Genomic DNA, 26,674 nt, shown 5'->3' with positions numbered 1-26,674 from the left:
TATTTAAAATTATTTATAAGTTTATGGGTATAGTTATTGGTTTTTCCTAATAGTATATAGATGGCAATTATACATATCAATAGGAGTGGGCTTTAGCCCACTTATTCTTTAGTAAATGATATTGGCTTAGCCAAAACATAGCATATGCTAATTGCAAAACAAAAGCAGGAGTTCACACCCCTGCCTCAATAAAAAATAATAATCAGCTCTATTAAACTTTCTCTGTCGCATACTCCGCAGCCACCTCTTTCGAAGCTGCTACCATAGCGATCAATGCTTTTTCAGTTTCATCCCAATGACGGGTTTTTAAACCACAGTCCGGATTTACCCAAAGCTGTTCAGCAGGAATTACGGCTTGTGCTTTTTTCAATAATGCGACCATTTCCTCTTTTGATGGAACTCTTGGAGAATGGATATCATAAACTCCTGGGCCGATCTCATTAGGGTATTTAAAGTCTGCGAAAGCATTCAATAATTCCATTTGGCTTCTGGAGCATTCTATGGTGATTACATCGGCATCCATATCAGCGATATTGTGGATAATATCATTAAATTCGGAATAACACATGTGGGTATGGATTTGTGTAGCATCTTCAACGCCGCTTGCTGAGATTCTGAAAGCTTCCACCGCCCATTGCAGGTAGTTCTGCCATTCTGCTTTACGTAAAGGAAGACCTTCTCTGATAGCTGGTTCGTCGATCTGGATAATTCTGATTCCTGCTTTTTCAAGATCGTTAACCTCATCACGGATGGCCAAAGCGATTTGCTTACATGTTGTAGAACGAGGTTGATCATCACGTACAAATGACCATTGAAGAATGGTTACAGGACCCGTCAACATTCCTTTAACCCATTTTTGCGTTAATGACTGAGCATATTGTGACCAGTATACCGTCATTGGATGAGGTCTGTGCACATCTCCATAAATTACCGGTGGTTTTACACAACGACTTCCGTAGCTCTGAACCCAACCATTTTGAGTAAAGGCGAATCCTGCCAGTTGTTCTCCAAAATATTCAACCATATCGTTACGCTCAAATTCTCCGTGAACTAACACATCAATTCCGATTTCTTCCTGCCAGATAATGGTTCTTTGGGTTTCTTGTTTAAGTAATTGATCGTATTCTTCAGCAGTCAGGTCTCCTTTTTTGAATTGGGCTCTCCAGCTTCTTACTTCTTTCGTTTGTGGGAAAGATCCAATCGTTGTGGTAGGGAATAATGGAAGTACTAATGCATTTTGCTGTGTCTCTTTTCTGACATTGAATGGACTGTTTCTTTGGGCGTCACTCTCTGTCGTGATCTCAACACGGTTCTTAACATCTTTATTATGAATTAACGTGGAAACTTTACGGTTTTCAATCGCTTTTTTGTTTTCAGCCAATTCCTGTAGGGTGTTATAATCCGGATTTTCTGAAGCTAATTTTTTCAATGAGACAACTTCAGAAACTTTCTGCTTGGCAAAAGCCATCCATTGCTTGATCTCAGGAGATAAGATGTTTTCATTTTTCTCCAGGTCAAGGTCGAAGGGTGCATGTAGTAAAGAACATGATGGAGCAATAAAAACTCTTTCAGAACCTAATGCAGCGATTGCTTTCTTAATAAAAACCAAAGACTGGCTGAAATCATTTTTCCAGATATTTCTTCCATCAACCACTCCAAGAGATAGGATTAATGTTTCGGGAATTGCATTAATCACCTCATCCAATTGTTCCGGCGCACGTACTAAGTCGATGTGTAAAGCATCAATAGGAAGGGTAGTAGCCAATGAAAGGTTATCTTTTAGCCCATCGAAATAAGTGGTCACAATAAACTTAAGATTAGGGAACTGCCTTGCAATTTCAGCATACACAACCTGATAAACCTCTTTGGCTTTTTGATCCAGATCCAATGCTAAAAACGGTTCATCAAACTGTATCCATTCTGCTCCGTTGTTTTCTAATTCTTTTAGAATTTCTGTATATACAGGAAGTAAATTCTGAACCAAATCCAGTTTGTCAAAACCTTCTTCTTTTTCCTTTCCTAATAGTAAATAAGTAACCAATCCGATGATGACAGGTTTTGTATCAATTCCGGCTTCTTTTGCCTCAATAAATTCATTGACAATCTTATTGGAAAACAATTTGAACTGCTGGCTTTTCTGGAACTCAGGAACGATATAATGGTAATTGGTATCGAACCATTTTGTCATTTCCATAGCCGTAATATCAAGGCCATCTTTCTGATGTCCTCTTGCCATTGCGAAGTACAGATCAATCTCTGTACTGGTTTCTTTCGCAGCTATTTCCTGATAACGCGGAGGTATCGCTCCAACGGATAATGTAAGATCCAGAACCTGATCATAAAAAGAAAAATCATTGGATGGAATGAGATCGATTCCAGCTTCCTGCTGCAATGCCCAGTTCTGCTTTCTGATGGTTTTTCCTACTTCCAAAAGTTCCTGTAAAGATGTTTTTCCTGCCCAATATTGTTCGCAGGCTTTTTTAAGTTCTCTGTTGCTACCAATTCGCGGATAGCCTAGGATGTGTGTTTGCATTTCTTTTAAACTTTTAATTAAATTTTGGTTTTAAAAGTTCTTATAATGCTTCGTAATGCGACCGGGAAAGAGTTTTTTAGCAATAAAGAAGATACAATATGGACGTAATTTTTGGGTCAGGAAATAATATTCTGAGTTTATTTTTAACGCAAAGTTTATTTATAATTGCTCTTTATGTAAGAAGGCAAAGATGAAATCAATAAAATTGATTTTGAAGAAGCGTACGTTTTATCCATAAGCTTCATCAGCGACATCGTCGCATTTCTTTGCTCCTTAAAACTAAGGAATCAATACAATAAATCTTTGCGTTTAAACTCATATCCATTCCAAGTTTAAACCACCCAATACGTTCAAAAAAGTATCATCTGTATGACCAAAAGCTTCAGACCGCGAAAGCATTGTCAATTCGGAACAGGCAGGTCTCCTGACTTGTAACAGTTTTTGTCATCCTTCCCGCTTGTGGCAGTGGATCTTCAAGGACAAAAACCTTTGGTATGTTACTTACAGTTGCGCGACAGCTCGTGATTCTCACACGATTCCCTATTAATCTACCTTAAGTAAAACCTTTTCCGTTTGATGAAGTATGTTAAAGAACAAAATAGGGTGTAAAGGTATTGAATAAAGTGATTTAATTGGATTTATTTTAAATATTAAGCATAATATTTTATTTTAATTGATATTAAAAGATATTTATTCTGTAATTTTGAAAATATCAACGTTAAAAAGAATATTATCCTGTGGAAAGACTTGATGACAAGGATCTTCAATTGTTAAGGATCCTGCAAAAGAATGCTAAACTGACGGTAAAAGAATTGGCCAAAGAAGTGAATCTCTCACCTTCACCTGTTTTTGAAAGAGTTAAGAGACTGGAGCAGGAAGGTTATATCAAACATTATGCAGCTGTTTTGGAAGCTGAAAAGCTGAATCGGGGTTTTACTGTTTTCTGTCAGGTGAAATTAAAAATTCATGACCGTTCTGTTGGAAATCAGTTTGTAAAAGAAATTGTACAGATTGAAGAAGTTGCAGAATGTTATAATATTTCAGGAGATTTCGATTTTTTACTTAAAGTTCAGGTTCGGGATATGAAACATTATCAGGATTTTGTTTTTAATAAATTAGGTTCTGTAGACTCCATAGGAAGTACCCACAGTACTTTTGTAATGGCAGAGGTGAAGAATAACCATGGAGTAACTATATAAACTGGAATATCTTATTTCTTTCCTCTTATACGGCTTAATGATACCGATGTTATCCCCAAATAGGAAGCAATATAATATTGGGGGATACGGCGAAAAATTTCAGGGGATTGCTTTATTAGTTCAGCATATCGTTCTTCTGCGCTATCCTTTATACGCGAAATGAAAAGTTTCTGATACTTAAGCAGGCGTTCCTGCAAATAACTGTAATAATACTCTTTGATATCAGGATTGTGCTCCATTGTTTGCCTGAATTCTTCAATTGAAGTACTGTAAACTGTACAAGGTTCTATCGTTTCGATGTTATAAATACTGGGTAAGTGATGAAATAAACTCTCCCAGGATGAGATAAAGTTTCCTTCAAATAAAAACTGAAAAGTAATTTCTTTACCATCATTATTTAGCCATCCCCTAACTGCGCCTTTTTCAAGATAGTAAAACCTGCGGGCCATTTTACCTTCTTCTGTTAGCAAGGTTTTAGCGGGTAATTCTTCTTGATCAAAATTACTGAGTATTTCGGCTAAAGCATTTTCATTAGTGGGCATCATACTCATTCGGATATTAAATGTAATTATTTCGACTTTTTTCAAACACAAATGACACAAATGACACTATTTACTTACTGCGGATTTGTGATTATTACTGTTATTATTAGTGATATTTGTGGTTTAAAATGTTAATAAAGATAATTAATATCCATTATTCCTTTTTTAAAGCGAATAATAATGTTGTCCTTATTTTTCATTTCAAAAACTGACTTTAAATTTTTCTCAGCTCTACATTTATTTATTCTATCTAAATCGCTGTTATCATGAATGGAATTTTCATTTGCATCTAACCAAAATACACTTTGTTCCTTATGGTTAACAATCTCATATTTTCTGACAATCTTTTCTTTTCCTGTTTTAATATTTACAAAAAGTAAAACATAATTGACAGGGTGATGAAGCCCCGCAAAACAAACCAATCCTAAAACCAGAATGCCGACAGGTAGATTTGAAAGATCTTTTGTTTTAGATTTAATTATAGCAAAAAACATAATAATTAAGAGAATACTAAACGTGATAATTGTATATTTCCAAGATCCATCTTCAAAATTTTTAAGATCTGAATGTAAATATCTTTCTTTAATTATTGGCTTTAAAATGAAACTATAAATTGAAAAAAGAATAATTAAAATAGAAAAAAAAACGATCTGAGATTTTGAGATTTTTTTTGGCATTTGCAAATAGAAGAATTGGGTTAAAAATGTAAATATTACTTTTTACGAGTATTTACATATATAATCTTAGGATTTTTACCATCCAGATTTCTTTTATTCCTGCCAAACATACCTATTTCAACGTCATTTGGAGTTTTATTCTCAATCTCTGAGGTACTAACATAAGTATACATTCCATAACCATGTCCCGAAACAATCCAACCTTCTGTTTTATTTAAATGAGTAACACCAAAATCACCAGCTGGACCACCTCCAAATACAGGTCCAAATTCTTTCATTTGACTTATTGCTTCATCATTAATATTCTTTATCGTATCAGCATTGTCAAAAATAATATAAGTGCCATTCTTAAAAAGAACCCAATCCTGAAATTTTGGATTAATTGCTAATTTCACGTTTTCAATTAATTCAGCTTGATCTATTACCATTTTGTCACTATTTGGATTTTTATTTTCTTTTGAAGACGATGAATTACAATTACTAAGTAAAAAGAAAAATATAATTAAAAAAGTACCTTGTTTCATTGATTTATTAGTCGTGAAATTAGTCCAATCTCTGCTGCTGCAGATACGTCAATGTTGAATTTTTAATAAATTCTTCCAGAGTCGTTTCTTTGCTTGCATTTTTATTGGTCAGCTCAAAAAGATATTGGATCAGATTACCCAGTTTATTATCCTTACAGGTAATTCTAAATCTTTTGGCTTTAGGATTTGAATCTAAGAAGGTCAATGCTGTAGTATTGCTTAGTTTTACATTATTAACATCGAAACCGGCACGTGGATTTTTTTGAAGACGTAGAAATCTTTTCTGGGTTTTATCGGTGCTTTCGTCTATGAATTTTTCCATTTGATAATCCGTTAGAAGCTGGGGATAAATAAGTCCCTGTTGCAATATCAGGCTTGTTATTTTATCTGATTTATCATAAAAGATCGTTTTGTCATCAAATTGAATCTGAGAATCTTTCACAACAATCTTTCCTTCAAATTTGTTGTAAGTTTTCTTTTTATAGTCATTTTTGAACTGTTCGGTGATCGCTTTTTCTTTAGCAGCTGTACTTTCTTTTTTCTGGCCGTAAGTAGCTATTGATAATGATAACAAGATTATAAATGAAAATTGCCGTTTCATATTTTTTTAAGTTTAAATGTATTTCTCACTTTCTTTTTCAGGAAATTCTAATGACAAGAAACCGGGGTGAAAAAATACTTATTTTATTTTAAATTGAGTTTTATGGATATTAGTTTTTTTAGCAGCAAAGATGATGCTACAAAATGTTTTTCACGCGAATATGTTGGAGAAGCATGATTGTTTTTGCATCTTTGATCTCTCCTGTATCGATCATTTTCAATGCTCCATCGAAGGATAACTCTAAAACTTCAATATCTTCACCTTCGTCCTCAAGCCCGCCACCATCAGTAATTTTCATTTCTTTCGAATATTCTGCAATGAAAAAATAGAGAATTTCAGTAACCGATCCCGGAGACATATACGACTCAAAAATTTTTTCTACTTTGGAAATTTGATAGCCGGTTTCTTCTTCCGTTTCTCTTTTAATGCAATCTTCGGGATTGTCATTATCCAATAATCCGGCACAGGCTTCGATAAGCATTCCGGTGGTGTTCCCGTTAATAAAAGTAGGTAACCGGAATTGTCGTGTTAAAATAACAGTTTTGGATTGGGTATTATAAAGAAGGATTGTCGCACCGTTTCCCCTGTCATATGCTTCTCTGCTTTGGATGTCTGCTGTTCCGTCTTTTTTTTGTATTTCATAGGTAACTTTGTTTAAGGTGTACCAGTTATCGGATAAAATTTCAGTTTTTGTGATTTTTATGTTCTTATTCTGCATAAGGAATATCGTCTATATTATAATAAATTGTAAGGCCTCTTTCTTTGGCAATTCTTACATCTTCATCGGCTCCTTTTGAGGCTCCTTCCAAACGTAAGATGGCATCACATTTTTCCAGAATGCGATGAGCGATAGGGTATTGTATTTCCTGCCAGGCTTCATCGCCCAGCTGTTTTGATCCGGCAAGGTGTATTAAAGGCAGTGCCACCCATTCTCCAATCATAGGAACATGTCCCTTTCTGAAAATGGGTAAGGCTGCGGATTCAAGTTTATTCAGGTTTTGTTGGATGAGTTGGGGATCATCATTGGCGCCACTTCGGTAGGGACCGGCAATAAGTATTAGCATAATCTTTTATTTTTAAGTAAAATAACGGAACATGTCATGAAAAAAAAATAAGATAGTTTAAGACCCTTTACTTTTTATGTTTATTTGTTTTTATGGTACTTAAAAACTCCGGTGTGATTCCCAGATATGAAGCAATTTGTTTTTGAGTGATACGTTCAGCAGCTAACGGATATTTTTGAATAAAGGTATAGTAACGTTCTTCAGCAGAAAGAGAGAGGTTTTCAATGATTCTAAGTTGCTCCCTGGTATAAGCATTCTGCATCATGATCCTGAAAAACCTTTCAAATTTCGGAACTTTGGAATAGAGCTCTTCAAGGTCATCTTTTTTCAGCTGAAAGACCACGCTGTCCTCAAGAGCTTCAATGTTCAGCATTGCAGGCTTCTGGTTTACAAAACAGTACATATCCGTGATCCACCAATCAGTCATTGCAAACATGATTGTGGATTCTTTTCCTGCAGTATCCATATAAAAAGCCCTTAGAATTCCTGAATGTACAAAACTGATCTCTTTACAAAGTTGTTGCTGCTTCAGAATCAATTCTTTCTTTTGAATTTTTCTTTCTTTTAATAGAGAAATGAAATAATGGGCCTCTTCATCGCTTAGCGAAATATGTTGGGATATATTCTTTAAGATTAAGCTGTCATTCATGGTTATCGGATGATCTTTTTTTCTCTGTGATACAATTGCTAAATTAATATTTCTTTTTCAACAAATCCTTTAAAATCCCTTTAAATTGGGAATATTTATCAATAAAGGCCCATTTTATTATTTTCCCTGCAAGTGTTTCCTCAGATATTTGGAGGTTTCAGAATAAGGAGCTGTTAATAGGTCTTCTACAGTTCCTTCAAACACGATTGTACCCCCTAATTTTCCTGCTCCGGGACCAATATCTATGATCCAGTCAGCATGTGCTATGATATCCAGATTGTGTTCAATAACGATCAATGTATTTCCCTTTTGAAATAATTCTTCAAAAAATGAGAGCAGCTTTTCATTATCAATAGGATGAAGCCCCGTGCTGGGTTCGTCTAAAACGATAACCTGAGCTGTCTGATTGAGTTCTTTTGTAAGTTTCAGACGCTGTCTTTCTCCTCCTGAAAAACTGTCTAGACGTTGGCCTAAGGTTAAGTAATCAAGCCCGAGTTTGATTAATAGATTAAGTTGATCTCCAAATTCAGGTTTCGGAAAAAGCTGCAGAGCCTCCAGAACGGTCATATCCATTACTTCGGCAATATTCTTCTTGTGATATCTATATTGCAGGACTTCGGGTTTAAACCCGGAGCCATGACACACTTCGCAGGGCTGTTCAATATCATCCATAAATGCAAGATCTACTTTCTCTACTCCGAGACCTCTACAGTTAAGACAGGCACCTTCTCCATTACGACTGAAAAGTTTATCTGAAACATTATTTGCCTGGGCAAAAAGTTTTCTTACAGAATTTGAAAGATTGAGATAAGTAAGTAAATTGGAACGGACGCTGGCAGTAAACACAGATTGATCTATAACCGTTATTTCAGGATAAAATGCAGGCAATATTTTATTGATCAGGGTACTTTTCCCGGAACCTGCAACACCCGTCACTACGGTCATGATTCCTGTTGGAATTTTCACATTAATATCTTTTACATTAAAGAGGCTCCCATTTTTAATTTCAATATAACCTTTTGCAATCTTTGGCTTTTTATTGTATCCTCTTTTTTTATTGAAATAGCTACCTGTTTTGCCTTTGGAGTTTTTTAAACTTTTAAAAGAACCCTGGTACATTACCTCTCCACCATTTTTTCCGGAGCTTGGCCCCATATCTATGATCATATCTGCAATTTTGATAAGATCAGGATCATGTTCAACGATCAGTACGGTATTGCCTTTATCCCTTATTTTCATAATGATGTCTACAATATGATCTATATCTTTAGGGTGAAGTCCAATACTCGGTTCATCAAAAATATAGAGTAGGTCAACCAAACTGTTTCCTAATTGTTTTACCATTTTTACCCGCTGGGATTCACCTCCGGAAAGCGTATCAGTTTGCCGGTCCAGTGTGAGATACTGTAATCCGATATCAATAAGATTTTGCAATTTTTTTTCCAATTCAAGGAGAATTGAGGAGTAAGTTTCAGAGGATATTTTCTGTATAAATACCAGGAGATCGTCAATTGAAAGTGCCGTACAGTCGGATATGTTTTTATTTTTAATGGTACAGGAAAGCACTTTGGGGTTGAGGCGTTTCCCATGACATGCGGGACATTCTTTCGTAATAATGACCTTCTTTAAAGTTTCCTTCCTGTTTATATTTTCCTTGGAATCCTTTTTTAAAAAAGAATTTTCAATTCTTGGAATGACACCCTTATATTTTACTGTTTTTCCCCATTCCTTGGAAGGTTTTTTAGGTGTGTGCTCTTCTGCATTGAGGAGCAGATCCCATTCTTCCGATGTATAGTCTTTTAATTTTTTATCATTATCGAAATACCCTGAGTGAATGTAGCGGGTAAGCCGCCAGCCACCGGGCTGAAAAGTTGGAAATTGTATAGCTCCTTCATTCAATGACTTTTCTTTATTGAATAGCGTATTGATATTTACAGTCTGTACAAAACCAAGTCCTTCACATTCGGGACACATTCCCTGAGGATTATTAAAGGAAAATACATTAGAGTATCCTACAAAAGGCTTGCCTATTCTTGAAAAAAGTAATCGTAGAGATGCATAAATATCTGTAACGGTTCCAACTGTTGAACGGGCATTTCCGCCTAATCTTTTCTGATTGATAATAAAAGGAACATTCAGATTTTCAATTTTATCAACATTAGGAACTCCAAAATGCTGTAACCGGTTTCTGATAAAACTATTCTGTGTTTCATTGATCTGCCGCTGAGCTTCAGCACCAATGGTTTCAAATACTAAAGAAGATTTCCCCGATCCTGAGACTCCGGTAAATACCGTAATTTTATTTTTGGGAATCCTTAATGAAACATTTTTAAGATTATTCTGTCTGGCATTCGTAACAATGATGTCTTTCATAATGTAATATTTAGAGTTGAAATCAGGTACTTTAACATGGAACAGATACTTCTTAACAGGTATCTTTTAAAAGGAGGATTTACTTTTTCAGCAAATCTTCCAATGCATTTTTCAGATCCGGAAACTGGAATTTAAAGCCAGCATCCTGAATTTTTTGAGAATCCACTCTTGAACCTTCTAGTAAAGCAACTGACAGCTCACCGAATATAAGTTTCAAAATAAAAGAAGGAACATTGGGCATAAACAATGGCTTATGCAAAACTTCAGCTATTTTACGCGTGAAATTTTCATTGGTTGTATGTTGGGGAGATGCCGTATTATATGCCCCTTTTACCTCTGAATTTTTTAGGACAAATTCATAAATAGCACTCATGTCTTTTAAATGGATCCATGGCATATACTGTTTACCGGTTCCAATGGGGGAGCCTATTCCAAGCTTGATGGGAACTGCCATCTTTTTTAATGCTCCTTCTTTTTCAGATAGAACAATTGATGTTCGTATTTTAACCACTCGCTCGGCCACATTTTCTATAAGGAATTCATCTGCTGCTGATTCCCAAAGTGTTACTACATGCCCCAGAAAATCATTTGATTTTTCATCCTCTTCCGTATAGATTTTCTGCGAAGTCTGAACTCCATAAATCCCAACAGCGGAAGCTGAAATAAAAGATTTAAGTTTAATATTTTTCTTTTTCAGAGTGTCTAATAAGAGTTTTGCGGAATCAATGCGGCTGGAAATAATTTCCTTTTTTCTTTCCTCGGTCCATCGTTTTTCAGAAATATTAGCTCCCGCAAGGTGAATAATATGTGCTACACTCTCAAAAGCATCTTCATCGATGGTTCTTTTACGGACATCCCATTCATATTCGTTGTCTTGCTGTTTTTTCCGTGTTAAAAGTCGTACGGTATATGTTTGAGCGATATTTTTAGATAATTCACGTGCGATCATTCCACTGGCTCCTGTAATCAAAACAACTTCTTTCATGGTATTTAATTATGGGTTAGCCTGATTTTTTACAATCAGGACAAAATCATCTTCCAAAAGTTTATATCCGTAATCATAGATGAATTTATATTCTGATCCGTTTTTATATACTTTGATATTTGTAAAGTAATCAAAATCAAAACCCAAGCCATCGAGCTTCGATCGGGTGATTTTAGTTTTACCTTCAATATTTACTTCTGTCAGGATCCTGTAGTTTTTGCGGAGTTTATTGTTGACATTCCGCATAAAGTTATTGGAATCTTTGTTCTGTTTATTGTTATAGGCGTTACGGCAGGCATCATTACAGAACTTTTTATCAGACCTCCCGATGATTTTTTCGCCACATTCGAGACAATTCATACATTTTATTTTTTCATTTTGTGTTCGCGTTTTTTCTTTAATAGCCTTATAAATCGATTATGGGCAGGATAGCTTCTGTTGGGAGTAATATTATTAAAAAACAAAGCCACCAGAAACAAAATAAGACATCCTGATAAAACAGGAGATAGGACGTACCAATAGCCCAACTCAGGTATTTTTCCAGAAGAAGTTACGGCAATAAGTGCTGTAGCTCCGCCAGGAGGATGAAGGGTTTTGGTATACTGCATCAATACAATTGAAAATGACACCGCGAGAGGAGCAGAGAGCCATAATATATCGGGAACTATCTGATAAACAGTGACACCGGCAATAGCCGAAATAACATGTCCGCCAATTAAATTCCGTGGCTGAGCCAGCGGACTTTGGATAGCGCCATAAATCAATACACTCGAAGCTCCAAACGAACCGATGAGAAATACATTCTCTTGCTCCAAAAGATAGTGTGATTGAATGAATGCGATGATTCCGATTCCAAAAAATGCTCCTAAGAATGACCAGAAATGCTCCTTATAATCTACAAGGGTTTCTTTATAAATTACATATTTCGAGACTCTGATCGTTCTTTTTATTTTCTGCTTCATAAATTCTTCTTTATTTTTTTATTATTTGAACTAAATTTTCGATAAAAGCCCTTGTATAAAGCCCGTCTTTATCATAGTCCGGATCTAATATAGTAATTTCAATTCCAAAACATTTCTCATTGTCGATCAATGGAACTAAAATTTCTTTAAGGTTATGATAATCGATTCCATCCTCCATTCTGCTGTCGACAGCGGGCATTATTTTATCATTTAAGACGTCAACATCAAAGTGGATGAAAAAACCGTCAAGATTTTTATCCTGAACTATTTTTAAGAAATCTTCAGCGGTCTTTTGAAATCCATTTTCTCTTAACTGGTACAGATCGTAATAATGAACATCAGAATTGATTACCTGATCTACATATTCCTGATCATCGACTTCTGCATTTCCGACACAGAATATATTTTCTTCTAAAAGATAGGGTTTAAGGTCATTTATATTCGTTAGTTTTTCATGTCCCAGTCCTGCAATTAGGGCAAGATCCATTCCGGCAACACCTCCACTGGGAGAAAGACGAGGTGGAATGAAATCAGTGTGCCCGTCAAGATAAAACAAACCAAAATTTCCAAGTTTTTTGAGTGCGACCGCAGTTCCTATCAGAATACTGCAGTCACCACCGATCATAATATTGAAAATTTCTTTATTGTAATTTTTCAGAATAAGATCAGATTGTTTTTTAGCATATTCAATGATTTGATCAGGGTTTTTGACCTGAGTTTCTTCATCAAAATCCATTGCATATTCAGGGCCCTCAAGTCTGAATATATTGCTGGGATTGAGTTGTGTATGAAAGTTGAATTTCTTAAGCCAGTCAGGAAGTTTTTTTACTCCGGGCTCAATTTCATGTTCTTTTTTGGTAAGGCCCAGATTAAAAGGAAACTCAAAGATATTGATCGCTCTTTTCATATCATGAATATTTATTCAAAGGTACGGATTATCCGTTTGTAAACGACTACAAACGAATTTAAATAGTTTATAACCGACTTTAATGTGCTGAGAAGATAATCTTTGCAACAGAGATTTGAGAAACCAGTGAACGTCTCTTATCTAAATTATTAATTAAAAAAAATATAGTTATGTCACTAAGAAACAAAGTAACATTAATTGGTTACACAGGAAAAGAAGTTGAAATGGTAAACTTCGATAGCGGAAATGTAAAGGCAAGTGTGTCTTTAGCAACGAGTGATCACTACACCAACGCAAAAGGTGAAAAAGTAGAAGAAACGCAATGGCATAATCTGATCGCTTTCGGAAAAGTTGCTGAAATTATGCAGAAGTATGTTCCAAAAGGAAAGGAAATTGCGATTGAGGGCAAATTAACGTACAGATCTTATGATGATAAAGATGGTGTGAAAAGGTATATCACAGAGATTAGGGTTGATGAAATTCTGTTGTTAGGAGGTAATAAATAATACAAAAACACAAATGATGAGAGTGAAAGTTTTTAAAATACGATTGCCTGAAGAATTTTTATATATCGATCAAAAGGCATTAGACGATTTCCTTGGAAATCATGACATTATTAAAACGGAAACAGCTTTTATCCAGGATGAGAATTATTGGACCGTAGTATTATACTTTGAAGAATTGAAAAACATTCTGTCCAGTGTTAAAGAAGCGAAAACGGTAAAATACTCTGCCGATAATGAGACGTTGAATAGTGATGAAACAAAGATTTTAGATGCTTTGAAGCTTTGGAGATCGGAAAAGGCAAGAGAACAAAATTTGCCAATCTATTTTATAGCAAGTAATAAAGAGTTATTGTCTGTTGCAAAATATAAACCGGCAAAAAAAGCAGAGTTACTGGATATCAAAGGTTTTGGTAAGCATAAAATTGAGAATTATGGTGAAGAAATACTTGAAATTCTGGAGAGTATCTGATTTTTAATTGATCAATAAACACAAATGATTAGTTAGTAGGATAGCAGAGGGAAATAATTTTCCTCTGCTTTTAAAAATAATATCTTCCACTACATATAGAAAATAGGATTAGAATTTAATGAAAAATTAATGATGTTTTTAATAAGGTGCTTGTAAATAAGATAAAAAAATAATAATTTGAGGTACGCAAAAAACAGCCAGATGATTAGCATAAATGATATAATTCCAATAGTATTTTCAATTATAATTGGTGGTATAATTGGGATTGAAAGAGAATATCAGTTGAAATCAGCAGGATTAAGGACGATGATACTCGTTACATTGGGTTCCTGTATGTTTACAATGCTGTCTCTTAATTTAGGTGATCAGGGAAGCCCTGACCGAATAGCAGCCAATATTATTACCGGAATAGGCTTTGTGGGAGCGGGTGTTATTTTTAAAGAGGAAAACCGAGTGTCAGGTCTTACAACAGCCGTTACCATATGGATTTGTGCGGCATTGGGGATGACGATAGGGGCAGAATATTATAAAGAAGCTGTTATTGGTTCCATATCTGTAGTTTTACTTCTTATTATATTCAAATATGTACAAAATGTTATTGATAGAATTACGACTCGCTATACTTACCAGATCACTCTACCTTATAATGATGAAGTTGTAGATAAGTATGAAGCCATATTCAAAGAATATGATTTAAAATCGAGCAGGGGCAAACAAATGAGGAGTGGTGAAAAATATACGATTGTATGGCGTGTACAGGGGGCTTTAAAAAATCATGAAGCCTGCACAAAAATTTTATTTAATGACAGCGGGATCGATGAGTTCAAATTTTAAATAATTAAGAGCACTCCGTGATTTAAAAAGTCCTTTCAATTCCTTATTTTTGCATGACTTATCAATTATTATTTATCATTTATCTATTATAAAATGAAGCCAAGCTTAGCAAAAGGGACGAGGGATTTTACCGCACAGGAAGTTTCAAGAAGAAAGTATATTATCAATATTTTACAGAATAATTTCGAATTGTTCGGATTCCAATCATTGGAAACACCAAGTTTTGAAAACCTTTCTACATTAACGGGGAAGTATGGAGAAGAAGGTGATCGTTTGATCTTTAAAATCTTAAATTCGAGTATTAATGAAGCTAAAGAAGATAAGAAAACAGTGATGCTTAATGATTTTCAAAGAGCTTTGGAAAAGCCCTTTAGTTCAGAAAGTCTTACTGATAAAGCCCTTCGTTATGATCTTACAGTTCCTTTCGCAAGGTTCGTGGCTATGAATCATGGGCAGTTAACTTTCCCATACAAACGCTACCAGATCCAGCCGGTGTGGAGGGCAGACCGTCCTCAGAAAGGAAGATTCAGAGAATTTTATCAGTGTGATGCCGATGTAGTAGGAAGCGAGAGCCTTTTACAGGAAGTAGATTTAATTCAATTATATCTGAAGTCATTCTCAGATCTAAAAGTTTCTGTGACCATCCACGTTAATAATAGAAAAATACTTTCAGGTTTAGCTGAATATGCTGGAATCACAGATAAACTAATTGATTTTACAGTGGCTCTGGATAAATTAGATAAAATAGGAAAAGAGGGCGTTGTAAAAGAACTACTGGAAAGAGAGATTTCTCAGAAGTCGATTGATAAATTAGATTTCTTATTTTCTCAGTCGAATGATGCTCTGGAAAACCTTCTTCAGCTTAAAGAAAAATTTGTAGGTAATGAAATAGGGCTGAAGGGAGTAGAGGAATTAGAATTTGTTCTTACACAATCTTTAAGCCTGGGTGTGGATATGCAGAACCTTGTTTTTGATATTACCTTAGCTAGAGGATTAGATTATTACACAGGAGCTATTTTCGAAGTAAAAGCGGATGAGGCTCAGATGGGTTCCATTGGTGGTGGTGGAAGATACGATAATCTTACTGCGGTTTTTGGAGTGAAAAATATTCCTGGAATAGGTATTTCTTTTGGACTGGATAGAATCTATTTGGTGATGGAAGAATTAGGGCTTTTTCCTGAAGAAGCAACATCGAAAATGGAATATCTGTTTGCTAATTTTGGAGGAGAAGAAACTCTTGAAGCTTTAAAGCTGATTATGCAGCTAAGAGAAAAAGGGATCTCGGCAGAATTATATCCGGAAAATGCAAAAATAAATAAACAATTTACTTACGCTGAGAAGAAGGGAATCAAAAACCTTGTATTTTTAGGTGAGGAAGAGATTAAAAACAGAACAGTAACTTTTAAAAACCTTGAAGCTGGAGAACAAAAAACAGTTTCTCTGGAAGAGTTTCTGGGATAAAGAATAATAAAAGATGAATAAAGCCTTCTCACTTGTGGGAAGGCTTTATTTTATGAGTTTATTTTAGCTTTTAGCTCTTCATATATTTTTTGAGTAAAGGGAACTTCTATCCCGAGTTCTTTTCCATATCTTATAATTGCTCCGGCAAATAATTCCAGTTCACTGTTCTCTTTTCCAGAATTAATATCCAACTGTATAGATGTTGGAGTTTCAAATGGAAATGTGGATGCTTTTTCAAAAGTTTTTTCAATAAGATCTTTGTCAAGGGAAATATCTTTTTTATGGGCAATTAATTCTATTTCTTTCATTATTTGTGTTGCCTCATCTTTTTGTACAGGATCTGTACAAACCTTGCCCATCGATGAATTATATTTAGCCGTAACCAATCCAAAACTTGCTATGAAGGTAAATTTCGTCCAAATGTCACTGGAAGGATTATCCTTAAAATCAAAATCAATCCGGCTTTCATCGAGTACACTCAGTACCCAGCTAACATCTTTAGAAGGATGTAAGGGATCTTTACCAAAAATTATCTTTCCTCCTTTTCCCTTATGTTCAATAACTCCTTTTTCTTTGATGTGAGAAGCGATATAAATACATGAAGGCAGAATAATAACATCTGGAAGAACTTTTCTCATTCTTTCATAAATATCAACACCATTCATCATGGGTAGCAAAATAGTCTCTTTATTAATGACTTCTTTTAAATCATTGCAAACTCTTTCTAAATCATACTCTTTTACGCATACTAATACCAGATCTGGATGTGGTACATCTTTAATATGTTCATAAACTTCATTAGGACGGGTTTTACTATGACGATGTTCAGGAGAAATCAACATTAACCCTTCTTCTTTTAATTTTTTATAGGTTTCACCTCTTGCAACAAATGAGATGGTATATTGTTGAAAAGTTTCATTGTTTTGACTAATTTTAAAGCCAAAATAACCACCCACGCCACCAAGGCCTATAATGGTAATATGTTTTTTATTCATGAAATTATTTTTATTTATATAAAATCTACTTTGAAATATTATACTACATTAAAGATGGTAATTTATTTTAATATTTTTAGATGCATATAATCTATATTTCTTGTGAGATAAGATCAATCAATTGTTATATTTATATCGAAGTTTTAATAACCATATCATGAAAAATAAAGCATCTATTGATGTAATAGAAAAATGGCTGAAAGGATGGTCATTATCCAGAGAATTGCCTTTACCTGTTCCATACAAATCTGGCTTTACAGTAGATGTAAATGCTCCTACCCAAAAAAAGCGTTATTTATTTTGTGAGCCCAATGATGATTTTATTGAATTGTCAGAATCAATCAATGAACCATTGGTTTTTTTGAAAGTATCCTCAGCTTTTGAAACATTTAAAGATAAAATACCTTCAAAATGGCAGATGCAGGGAGATCAATATATGATGTCATGTTTTCATACTATGAATTTTCTGAATCGTGAGCTTCCTGAAGATTATCAAATTGAATATGAGCAGTATAATTCCACTTATGTGGTTAATATCGTTACTAAAGATAGTGGGGAACAGGCAGCAATAGGAAGAGTTGCTCTTGTCGATGATTTGGCAGTTTATGATCAGATCATAACAGATCCTAATCACAGAAGGAGAGGTTTAGGTTCTTTTGTAATGAAAGAGTTAGAAAAAATTGCATTGTCAAAAAGGGTTCCGAACAATTTTTTAGTGGCTACCCCAGAAGGCAAATCATTGTACGAGTCTTTGGGGTGGCAGGTGTACAGCCCTTATACCTCAATTGTAGTTCCTTCTGAAGATTTTCAATTGGAATAGCTGCGAAATTATGATTAATATTGCAAAACCTAATATTATTGAATAAATAACCATGGACAATTACTTAGAAATTAATAAAAACTCATGGAATGCGAAAGTAGATCCTCATTTGAAATCGGACTTCTACTTTGTAGATGAGTTTATAAAAGGAAGAAGCTCACTCAACTCTATTGAGCTTGATCTTTTAGGAGATATCAAAGGGAAAAGCATTTTACACTTACAATGCCATTTTGGGCAGGATTCTATATCATTATCGAGACTGGGAGCAAAAGTTACAGGTATTGATCTATCTGATAAAGCCATTGAAACGGCAAAAGATCTTGCCGACAAATGTGGGAAAGATACAGTGTTTATCTGTTCTGATGTCTATGACCTACCCAATGTTTTAAATGAAAAATTTGATATTGTATTTACAAGTTACGGAACAATAGGCTGGTTGCCTGATTTGGATAGATGGGCACAAATAATCAATCATTTCTTAAAACCGGAAGGAAAATTTGTAATGGCTGAGTTTCATCCTGTAGTTTGGATGTTTGATGATGATTTCAAAGAGGTGGCTTATAATTATTTTAATGAAAAACCAATTGTTGAGACCTATGAAGGAACCTACGCGGATACTTCGGCAGATATTGTACAGAAATATGTAATGTGGAATCATTCTTTAGCTGAAGTTGTTCAGAACTTAATTAAAAACAATATTGCAATAGAGAAATTCCAAGAATTTGATTGGTCCCCTTATCCTTGTTTTAAACATGTTGAAGAATTTGAAAAAGGAAAATGGAGAATATCCCGATTTGGAAACAAAATTCCGCTTGTGTATGCTTTAACTGGACAAAAAAAGTCATCGTAATATTATTACGATGACTTTTTCTATATATGAATGTTAAAAAAACTTGTTTTAACTTAAAGAATCTTCAGCTTTTGTTTTAGCCTGATCAACTTTGTCCTGAACTTGTGAAGCAACATCATTAGCTTTTGACTTCAGATCATTTCCCCACTTATTTACATTATCCTTCACATTATTGATCTTATCTTTTACCGCTTGTTGTTCTTCAGGAGTAGACTTTTTATATTTCCAATACGCTAAAGCTCCTAAACCTAATAAAGCTAATAATCCGTTTGTCTTATTTCCCATGATTTCTATTTTTTTATAATTAATATTAAAAATTTGTTATAGTGTATCATGTAAAATACGTGCCAAAAAAAAGATTGCACTAATAAAAAAATGTTAAATTAATTAAAAATTTCAAAATTGTAACCATCAAAACTTGCAAACACCATAGTAGGATAAGAGTCTTGATGATAGATATTTCCATCTTTATCAATGGCAATTGCTCCTGCAAATCCATCAATTGTTTTTAGTTCTTCAAAAGTTTTTTGAAATGCCACTTTTAAATCCATACCATCTGTTACTCTAGTCACAATTTTTGTAGCTGTAGCATTACTTACAATATCTTCTCCAACACCTGTACAGCTTACTGCACAGAATGAATTGGCATAATTACCGGCCACCGTTGCAGAATCAGAAATCCTACCCGGAATTTCAAATCCTTTTCCTCCGGTTGAGGTGGCAACAGCTAATTTTCCGTATTGATCGATCGCTACACAGCCTACTGTTCCTTTTCCTCCGTTATTCAGTTTGGCTTCGTATTCCTTTCTCCTTTGCGGAATTTCTGTTGAAAAATTCTCAAAACCATGTTCTGATGCATATTTTTTAGCACCTCTTCCTCCTAACACACGATCATCTTCTTTTATGAGATCCTTCGCTACAAAAATAGGGTTCTTCACATCCTGAATATTGATAACACCGCTTAGCTTTTGAGTATTACCGTCCATAATTGCGGCACTCATGCGAATGACACCGTCACTCTGGATCTGCGAACCAATACCTGCATTGAAGAGGTCATCATCCTCTAAAAGAGATACTGCATAAGCTACAGTATCAAAAGAGGAATTTGATTGCAGGTAATCAAATGCTTTTTGAGCAATGTTTTTTAATGAGTTTTGTTTGGCAACCTTTACTTCATGGCTTTGGTCACTTTCAGAGAAGAAACCACCGTGGATAATTATTTTCATAGTTTGATTAATTGAAAGTTGAAAGTTGAAAGATGAAAATTGAAAGTTATAAACTTACAACTATATGAATAATTATTCCTAAGTTGTTTTGCATTTTTCAACCCTCATTTTCAATTTTCCACTCTAAAGAACTATTTATCTTGTGGGATAGGATTAAACTGCGAGTTTTCGATAGTTAGTGTTTTTGTGGTAAGATCATAATGATCGTTCATCGACATTACATGTACCGTCAGATTATCAATAGATATAGGTTCACCCAAATTGATATTGGTAAGGTTGGTGTCTTTAATAAACCTGCCATCCACAATGATCACAAGGCCTGATCCTACGGCTGTCATTACATCATTATATATGAAAAGTCCGGTGTCTTCTCCTAAACCAATTCCTAAGGTTCTGGGATTGTTGACAACAGCCTGAAAAAGCCTTCCGATTCTTCCTCTCTGTACAAAATGGGTATCAATGATCACATTGTCAATAAGACCTAAACCTTGAGTGGTTTTTATCTCTCCTTTTAATAGTGCTTCCGAACTGCTTCCCTGATAGATCATATTTTCAGAAGCAGCAGCTGCTCCTGCAGAAGTTCCGGAATAAATAAAATCCTGCTCCTGATATTTCAATAGAATAGTATCGTGGAATCTTGTTCCACCAAGAATAGAGGTCAGTCTCAATTGATCTCCACCTGTAAACATAACAACGTCAGCTGCATTAGCTCTTGCAACCATAGCATCAGAATTTGCTTCTTCACGGTTATGGATATCAAGAATATTTACATTTTTAGCACCTAAAAACTCAAAAGCTTTCTTGTATTCTGTTCCTACAATCTGAGGGATTTGTGAAGCAGTAGTTACTATTTCTATTACAGAGTTCTCTTTTAACTTAGATTCATTAATGATCTTTCTTAAAATACCTCTTTCAAAAAAATTAAGGTTCTTTTCTATATTCTGGTCATAATCGGTTTCTGCAAAGCTTCCTTTATTTACAGCACCACCGATAACAATTAATTTTCCAACGGGTTTCATCATAGTATGCAAATGTAAAAAATTATTAATATTCGAGGAAATATCAAATACATATAAATTGATTTTGAGGTTTTTAAGATTGTTAATGATATTTAATTTTTTTTCAGGAAATCTTTAAATAGCCTATGGTTTTGTGTATCCTTTTACATTATCTTTGATTTTAGAAGATGTTATTATTAATCAAGAAAAATGCAAACTGACTATGAAAATTGAGAAGATACAGGCCTTACGTGGTCCAAATATCTGGAGTATCAGAAGGAAAAAGCTGATACAGATGAGGTTGGATCTTGAAGAGATGGAAAATTCGCCTACGAATAAGATAGAAGGATTTAGGGAACGGATAGAAAAAATGATACCATCTTTGATTACCCATCGATGTTCAGAAGGGGTACAAGGAGGCTTTTTTCATAGAGTGGAAACGGGAACTTGGATGGGACATGTTATAGAACATATCGCTCTGGAAATTCAAACATTAGCCGGGATGGATACTGGTTTTGGAAGAACCCGTGAAACCAAAACTCCCGGGGTTTACAATGTTGTATTTGATTATATTGAGGAGAATGCAGGGATTTTTGCAGCGGAAGAAGCCGTTAAAATCGCTGAAGCATTAATTGAAGGAAATGAATATGACATCAATGAATGCGTTCACAAATTAAAAGAGATCAGAGAACGTGTTCGCTTAGGACCTTCTACAGGAAGTATTGTAGAAGAGGCTGTTTCAAGAAAAATTCCATGGATCAGATTAGGAACTAATTCTTTAGTTCAATTAGGTTATGGTATTAACCAACAGAGATTTCAGGCAACGATTACCGGGAAAACAAGCTCAATTGCTGTAGATATTGCATGCAATAAAGAACTGACGAAGAGGATGCTTCATGATGCAGCAATTCCTGTCCCAATAGGTGATCTTGTGTATGATGAGCAAGAGCTGGAAAGAGTGATTAAGAAAATAGGATATCCGATTGTTCTTAAACCTTTAGATGGCAATCATGGAAAAGGATCATCTATTAATGTAAATGATTGGGAAAGTGCGAAAATAGGGTTAGAACATGCTCAGAAATATTCTAAAAAGACCATTGTCGAAAAATATATCACAGGATACGATTTTAGGGTTTTAGTGATTGATAACAAGATGGTTGCTGCAGCAAGAAGGGTACCAGCTCATATTGTGGGAGATGGAGAGTTGAATATTGAAAAGCTGATTGAAAAAGAAAATAAAGATCCACGCAGAGGATATGGACATGAAAATGTCTTGACAGAAATACAAGTTGATAAAGATACGCTAGAGCTTCTCGAGAAACTTCAATATACACTTGAAACTGTTCCCCAGAAAGGAGAAATTGTTTTCCTGAAATCTACCGCAAACCTTTCAACCGGAGGTACTTCAATTGATGTAACCGATATGGTTCATCCTGAAAATATTACCATGGCTGAAAGAATTTCTAAGATCATAGGTCTTGATGTTTGTGGCATTGATATTATGGCAGAGAACCTGACTCAACCCCTTAAAGAGAGTGGTGCTGCTATTATTGAAGTAAATGCGGCGCCGGGATTCAGAATGCACCTTGCCCCAAGCGAGGGGCTCCCAAGGAATGTCGCAGCTCCTGTTGTAGATATGCTTTATCCGCAAGGGAAACCTTTTACGATTCCTATCATTGCCGTAACCGGAACTAATGGTAAAACCACGACTACGAGACTGATCTCTCATATCGTTAAAAATAATGGCTATAGAGTAGGATTTACGACATCTGACGGTATTTATATTCAAAATACCATGCTGACAAAAGGGGACACAACAGGTCCGCTTTCTGCTGAATTTGTTTTAAAAGATCCGACCGTTGAATTTGCAGTACTGGAAACTGCAAGAGGAGGGATTTTACGTTCAGGTTTAGGTTTCTCTCAATGTGATATTGGTGTTTTAACTAATATTAAAGAGGATCATTTGGGAATGAATGATATTCATAATCTAAAAGATCTTACCAAAGTAAAAAGAGTAGTTCTTGACAGTGTAAAGAAGAATGGTTGGAGTGTAATGAATGCTGATGATGAGTATTCAATGCGAATTGTTAATGATCTCGATAGCAATATCGCTATTTTCAGTTTGGATGAAAATAATCCATACATCAAAAAATTTGCAAAGGAGGGAAAAATTACCTGTGTCTATGAAGAAGGTTTTGTAACGATCAAGAAAGGAGATTGGAAAATCAGAATTGGTAAAGCAAAAGATTTTCCGATTACTATGGAAGGAAAAGCCCGGTTTATGATTGCCAATGTTTTGGCTGCAAGTTTAGCTTGCTACCTGTATGGTTTCGGAATCGAAGATATTTCAAATTCACTCAGAACATTCATTCCAAGTGCGCAGCTTACACCTGGAAGGTTGAATATATTTAAGTTTAAAAGCTTTAAAGTACTGATCGATTTTGCACACAATCCAGATGGATATGAGGCGATTGAAGACTATCTTAAAAATGTGGAATCCACCAAGAAGATAGGAATTATTTCGGGTGTTGGAGACAGGAGGGATGAAGACATTAAGCTGTGCGGTAAAATTGCAGGAAGAATGTTCGATTATATTATTATAAGAAATGAGAAACATCTTCGTGGAAGAAAAGAAGAGGAGATCAATGGACTTATTATTGATGGAATTAATGAAGCGGGTAGAGATGTAAGCTATGAGATTATTCCTAAAGAAATTGAGGCATTGAAACATGCGATGGGGATGGCTGAAGATGGTACGTTTATTACTGCTTTAAGCGATGTTATTTCCAATGCCATAGAGCTGGTACAGGAATATCAGGCTAAGGAATTATTAGAAGACGATAAAATTTAGAATAGAAAAGGCTGTCTCAAAAAGTGAGGCAGCCTTTTTATTTTATACCTTATTTTAGGTTCGCTTTTGTTTTTGGTTGTTGAGAATTAGCCTCAATTATAATGATCGTAAAATTTGCGTAATCTTTTAAAATTTTGATATTAGACTTATTTTTTAAGTGATCTCTATCAATTGTTTTTCTTTCTTCAGAATAAAATAGTTTATTGGTTTTACTATCAGATTCTTTTATGAAAAGTGTAAGCCTTGCGGGATCAATTCCTTTTTCTTGCAGGAGGTTATAATCTTTTTTATTATCAAATCTCAAAGAAATAAAGTTTGATTCTTCAACCGAACCTCCACCCAAAATAGCAAATTCAATATCTACTTTAAGATCTTTTAAAACATCTTTTACTTTTTTACCAAGGTAGAGTTTTTGGTTTTCTTCAAATTTTCCAATTTCTTGTTTAAAATATACTTTTTGTTGGCTTCTTAATTTGAAAGAGAAGTTTAAGACAAGTAAGATTAAAATAAGTTTCTGAAATAATGTACATTTAAATATCATAATCTATTCTTCTCCAAAGAAAACATTAGAGCTTCCAATCCAAATCGCGTCTTTCTTATTAAAATCCACATTTACCATTGCAGCCTTGGTCATTCTTCCAAGGTTTTCCAGGAGAATAGGGCGTTCGTCATTTTCTCTCCAAATATACAGCAATCGGATCTCAGCTTTTGAAAAGTCACCATTGATATCTTCAAAAATTGGTTCATATTGTACTTTTCTTTGGAGAATATAATTTTCTTTATCCTGAATAGCATCGGTTATATCTTGTGTAGGGTTCAGGTTCACTCCGCTTCCGGCAAATGAAAATAAGGGTTTTAAGACATAATCTTTCAGCTGCTCATTTTCAGGAAATTCATGGAGAAAATAACTTTTAGGAACAAACTGATGCTTTAATAAAGGCAAAAGATATTTGGAAATTTTAAAGAACCAATTAGGATGAGTGATCCATTTGACCTCTATTTCCTCGCGGAAATTGAATTCCGTTTTAAGATCTGGAATCCGGTCTAATTCATCAAAAATAACGCGATTGTAAATCCTTTTTATCTCAATTAATTGGCCGTTATTTTCATAATATAATTTTTTGCCTTCTTTCTTTACCTTAGTAAGGCAAACTGTTTTAATCCCCAACAACTTCTCTGTTAGTGCAAAATCAATAGCAGTTTTCTGTTGTTCAGGAAAAATTTCTAATAAAATTACATTTTCCGGGTTTTCATCACCGACGATTAGTTCTCGTAAATATTCTCTAAACTGATCAGCCGACATCGGATTCTTAATATCGGAGAGAAAAGGGTAAACCTCACAGAATGTATTTTCAAAAGTTTTCTGGAAAGTATATAAAGAGGGGAATGCCTGTAATTCTATAAGTTGAGGTTCGATTTCTCCATTTGCATTTTTACAGACTCCAAAATCAATCGTAAAAAAGTGTGGTTGATCCGTGTCGTTTGGAACATTACAGTTTTCAGGAATAGCCTTTTGAAGGGTTTCTGCAGGTAATGCTTTTATTTGGTCGATGATACTTTCACTCGCATCTATGAGTTTGTGTTCAAATTCTTTTGTAAGAAAAAAAGGGCTCTCAGAAATTCTGAATGCAGGTTCAATACCGCTTTTTTGGGTTAGAATATCTTTAAGCTGGCTATACTTTTCCTGTGAAAAATCCTGATTAAATTGCTTTCTGTATCGTGGAATCATATTTTTTCTTTGTGATTTTAAAAAATCGAGCAGTTTTGCTCGATTTATATGGTTTCGTTTATTGGTTTATTCCATTTTAAGCTAGAGCGTCCACTCTTTTTAATATGTTCTTTTTTGCATGTTGCAAAAATGTTGGCAGAATTTGTGCCCTTGTCAAAACAATTTTATCCTCATCATCAATTCTGTCTAATGTTTCAAGGTATTTCTCCATTCCAAAGTTTTCAATCATAGCCGCCTTGTTTTTCTCATCCTTTAAATTTTCAATCATACTTGCAGGATCTGCCTCAGGATGAAACTGGGTTCCAAATATCTCTTCTGAAAAACGGATCGCCATTATGGCTCTTTCAAGATTAATATGTGGACGGAATTTTTCGATAGCTACGATTTTCATTCCCAATTCTTCAAAACGGTCATGATCAGGTTCAATAAACTGGTAAGCTCTTGAATCTACTCCGTAAAAAGGATTTAAAAGATTTTTGAATAAAAATTCATTTTCACCATCTTCCGTTTTATGAATAGGCATCACTCCGAAAGAATAGGATTTTCTTGGACAGATATTTCCCAGATTCCAGTGAATACTAGCCAATTGAAAAGAGTGACAAATCAGAAATACATATTTTTTGTCTTCTTTATGTTTGTTATGAGCATATACAGAATCCAAAAAGTCTGCATATCTTGTTTCCCATTCAAATCCTTCCCGGTGTGGGTTTCCCGGACCTCCGGACGAAATGAAAATATCAAATTCTTCAATATTTGGGATTTCATCCTTGTATCTTACGTCGAATACCGTTATACTAACATTTTCCTCAGAATTTTGCTTAAAGGTTTCAGAGATTTCTTTAATATTTCTAAATCCTTGATTCACATGGTTGTTATTCATGTCCAGCAATGCGATTCTAATATCTTTCATACATCATAT

At 34.7% G+C, this 26,674-nt stretch carries 28 protein-coding genes and 1 riboswitch; of the genes, 8 read left to right on the top strand and 20 right to left on the bottom strand.

The genetic code is table 11. The features are described from left to right. Positions 1-211 precede the first annotated feature (211 nt). Positions 212-2,533, bottom strand: a complete 2,322-nt coding sequence (metE, locus tag CEY12_RS05320; protein ID WP_089026701.1) for a 5-methyltetrahydropteroyltriglutamate--homocysteine S-methyltransferase — start codon at positions 2,531-2,533, stop codon at positions 212-214. Positions 2,534-2,929: 396 nt separating this feature from the next. Next, positions 2,930-3,116: riboswitch (cobalamin riboswitch) on the bottom strand. 154 nt (positions 3,117-3,270) lie between these two features. On the opposite strand from metE, the gene CEY12_RS05315 reads away from it, so the two are divergent. Beyond that, the gene (locus CEY12_RS05315; protein WP_089026700.1) at positions 3,271-3,732 is read left to right on the top strand and encodes an Lrp/AsnC family transcriptional regulator; all 462 of its coding nucleotides are present in this window, start codon (positions 3,271-3,273) and stop codon (positions 3,730-3,732) included. A gap of 11 nt (positions 3,733-3,743) precedes the next feature. Here the strand turns inward: CEY12_RS05315 and CEY12_RS05310 are convergent, their stop codons facing one another. From CEY12_RS05310 to CEY12_RS05255, 12 genes are all read right to left on the bottom strand, one after another. Then, on the bottom strand, positions 3,744-4,277 hold the full coding sequence (locus CEY12_RS05310; protein WP_228409799.1) for a Crp/Fnr family transcriptional regulator: 534 nt from the start codon (positions 4,275-4,277) through the stop codon (positions 3,744-3,746). 128 nt (positions 4,278-4,405) lie between these two features. Beyond that, positions 4,406-4,951: a hypothetical protein gene (locus CEY12_RS05305; protein ID WP_089026699.1), complete on the bottom strand. Its 546-nt coding sequence runs from the start codon at positions 4,949-4,951 to the stop codon at positions 4,406-4,408. 35 nt (positions 4,952-4,986) lie between these two features. Continuing rightward, entirely contained in the window at positions 4,987-5,475 is a 489-nt protein-coding gene (locus CEY12_RS05300; RefSeq protein WP_172821011.1) for a hypothetical protein, read from the bottom strand. 19 nt (positions 5,476-5,494) lie between these two features. After that, positions 5,495-6,076: a hypothetical protein gene (locus tag CEY12_RS05295; protein ID WP_089026698.1), complete on the bottom strand. Its 582-nt coding sequence runs from the start codon at positions 6,074-6,076 to the stop codon at positions 5,495-5,497. 136 nt (positions 6,077-6,212) lie between these two features. Further along, the gene (nudK, locus tag CEY12_RS05290; RefSeq protein ID WP_089026697.1) at positions 6,213-6,794 is read right to left on the bottom strand and encodes a GDP-mannose pyrophosphatase NudK; all 582 of its coding nucleotides are present in this window, start codon (positions 6,792-6,794) and stop codon (positions 6,213-6,215) included. Next, complete coding sequence (locus tag CEY12_RS05285) at positions 6,784-7,140, bottom strand: DUF4406 domain-containing protein (RefSeq protein ID WP_089026696.1); 357 nt, start codon at positions 7,138-7,140, stop codon at positions 6,784-6,786. The genes nudK and CEY12_RS05285 overlap by 11 nt, the downstream gene beginning before the upstream one ends. A gap of 67 nt (positions 7,141-7,207) precedes the next feature. Beyond that, positions 7,208-7,789 (bottom strand): Crp/Fnr family transcriptional regulator, encoded by a 582-nt coding sequence (locus tag CEY12_RS05280; protein ID WP_089026695.1) that lies wholly within the window; start codon positions 7,787-7,789, stop codon positions 7,208-7,210. Between the two features lie 117 nt (positions 7,790-7,906). Next, positions 7,907-10,162, bottom strand: a complete 2,256-nt coding sequence (locus tag CEY12_RS05275; RefSeq protein WP_089026694.1) for an ATP-binding cassette domain-containing protein — start codon at positions 10,160-10,162, stop codon at positions 7,907-7,909. 79 nt (positions 10,163-10,241) lie between these two features. After that, positions 10,242-11,147, bottom strand: coding sequence for a TIGR01777 family oxidoreductase (locus CEY12_RS05270; RefSeq protein WP_089026693.1), 906 nt, complete (start codon positions 11,145-11,147; stop codon positions 10,242-10,244). Between the two features lie 9 nt (positions 11,148-11,156). Next, positions 11,157-11,507, bottom strand: coding sequence for a hypothetical protein (locus CEY12_RS05265; RefSeq protein WP_089026692.1), 351 nt, complete (start codon positions 11,505-11,507; stop codon positions 11,157-11,159). A gap of 5 nt (positions 11,508-11,512) precedes the next feature. After that, complete coding sequence (locus CEY12_RS05260; protein ID WP_089026691.1) at positions 11,513-12,109, bottom strand: HPP family protein; 597 nt, start codon at positions 12,107-12,109, stop codon at positions 11,513-11,515. A 10-nt stretch (positions 12,110-12,119) separates the two neighbouring features. After that, a complete protein-coding gene (locus CEY12_RS05255) occupies positions 12,120-13,016 on the bottom strand; it encodes an arginase family protein (RefSeq protein WP_089026690.1) in 897 nt (298 codons plus the stop codon). 170 nt (positions 13,017-13,186) lie between these two features. Between CEY12_RS05255 and CEY12_RS05250 the strand changes: the two genes are divergently transcribed. From CEY12_RS05250 to hisS, 4 genes are all read left to right on the top strand, one after another. Next, positions 13,187-13,522 carry a single-stranded DNA-binding protein gene (locus CEY12_RS05250; RefSeq protein ID WP_089026689.1) on the top strand — a complete coding sequence of 112 codons (336 nt, stop codon included), beginning with the start codon at positions 13,187-13,189 and terminating at the stop codon, positions 13,520-13,522. A 13-nt stretch (positions 13,523-13,535) separates the two neighbouring features. Beyond that, the gene (locus CEY12_RS05245; protein ID WP_228409798.1) at positions 13,536-13,991 is read left to right on the top strand and encodes an HRDC domain-containing protein; all 456 of its coding nucleotides are present in this window, start codon (positions 13,536-13,538) and stop codon (positions 13,989-13,991) included. A gap of 201 nt (positions 13,992-14,192) precedes the next feature. Further along, the gene (locus CEY12_RS05240) at positions 14,193-14,825 is read left to right on the top strand and encodes an MgtC/SapB family protein (protein ID WP_228409797.1); all 633 of its coding nucleotides are present in this window, start codon (positions 14,193-14,195) and stop codon (positions 14,823-14,825) included. 93 nt (positions 14,826-14,918) lie between these two features. Next, on the top strand, positions 14,919-16,286 hold the full coding sequence (hisS, locus tag CEY12_RS05235) for a histidine--tRNA ligase (protein ID WP_089026688.1): 1,368 nt from the start codon (positions 14,919-14,921) through the stop codon (positions 16,284-16,286). A gap of 50 nt (positions 16,287-16,336) precedes the next feature. On the opposite strand, the gene CEY12_RS05230 is transcribed toward hisS, so the two are convergent. Continuing rightward, positions 16,337-17,281, bottom strand: coding sequence for a ketopantoate reductase family protein (locus CEY12_RS05230; RefSeq protein ID WP_089026687.1), 945 nt, complete (start codon positions 17,279-17,281; stop codon positions 16,337-16,339). Positions 17,282-17,438: 157 nt separating this feature from the next. Here CEY12_RS05230 and CEY12_RS05225 point away from each other — a divergent pair, with 157 nt between their 5' ends. Next, entirely contained in the window at positions 17,439-18,101 is a 663-nt protein-coding gene (locus tag CEY12_RS05225; RefSeq protein WP_089026686.1) for a GNAT family N-acetyltransferase, read from the top strand. Positions 18,102-18,153: 52 nt separating this feature from the next. Then, positions 18,154-18,951, top strand: coding sequence for a class I SAM-dependent methyltransferase (locus tag CEY12_RS05220; RefSeq protein WP_089026685.1), 798 nt, complete (start codon positions 18,154-18,156; stop codon positions 18,949-18,951). Between the two features lie 48 nt (positions 18,952-18,999). Here CEY12_RS05220 and CEY12_RS05215 read toward each other — a convergent pair whose 3' ends face one another. From CEY12_RS05215 to CEY12_RS05205, 3 genes are all read right to left on the bottom strand, one after another. Further along, positions 19,000-19,236, bottom strand: a complete 237-nt coding sequence (locus CEY12_RS05215; RefSeq protein ID WP_089026684.1) for a YtxH domain-containing protein — start codon at positions 19,234-19,236, stop codon at positions 19,000-19,002. Positions 19,237-19,334: 98 nt separating this feature from the next. Next, positions 19,335-20,177, bottom strand: coding sequence for an isoaspartyl peptidase/L-asparaginase (locus CEY12_RS05210; RefSeq protein WP_089026683.1), 843 nt, complete (start codon positions 20,175-20,177; stop codon positions 19,335-19,337). Positions 20,178-20,308: 131 nt separating this feature from the next. Beyond that, positions 20,309-21,196 (bottom strand): cyanophycinase, encoded by an 888-nt coding sequence (locus CEY12_RS05205; protein ID WP_089029794.1) that lies wholly within the window; start codon positions 21,194-21,196, stop codon positions 20,309-20,311. Between the two features lie 202 nt (positions 21,197-21,398). On the opposite strand from CEY12_RS05205, the gene cphA reads away from it, so the two are divergent. Continuing rightward, positions 21,399-24,026, top strand: coding sequence for a cyanophycin synthetase (cphA, locus tag CEY12_RS05200; protein WP_089029793.1), 2,628 nt, complete (start codon positions 21,399-21,401; stop codon positions 24,024-24,026). 49 nt (positions 24,027-24,075) lie between these two features. Here cphA and CEY12_RS05195 read toward each other — a convergent pair whose 3' ends face one another. The 3 genes from CEY12_RS05195 to CEY12_RS05185 form a co-directional block, all read right to left on the bottom strand. Continuing rightward, positions 24,076-24,567: a hypothetical protein gene (locus tag CEY12_RS05195; protein WP_089026682.1), complete on the bottom strand. Its 492-nt coding sequence runs from the start codon at positions 24,565-24,567 to the stop codon at positions 24,076-24,078. Between the two features lie 3 nt (positions 24,568-24,570). Then, positions 24,571-25,755, bottom strand: coding sequence for a hypothetical protein (locus CEY12_RS05190; RefSeq protein ID WP_089026681.1), 1,185 nt, complete (start codon positions 25,753-25,755; stop codon positions 24,571-24,573). A gap of 76 nt (positions 25,756-25,831) precedes the next feature. Continuing rightward, positions 25,832-26,665, bottom strand: a complete 834-nt coding sequence (locus CEY12_RS05185; protein WP_089026680.1) for a type 1 glutamine amidotransferase — start codon at positions 26,663-26,665, stop codon at positions 25,832-25,834. Positions 26,666-26,674: the final 9 nt, after the last annotated feature.

The organism is Chryseobacterium sp. T16E-39 (genome assembly GCF_002216065.1).
Lineage (GTDB): Bacteria > Bacteroidota > Bacteroidia > Flavobacteriales > Weeksellaceae > Chryseobacterium.
This window is presented reverse-complemented; position numbering and strand designations above follow the sequence as displayed.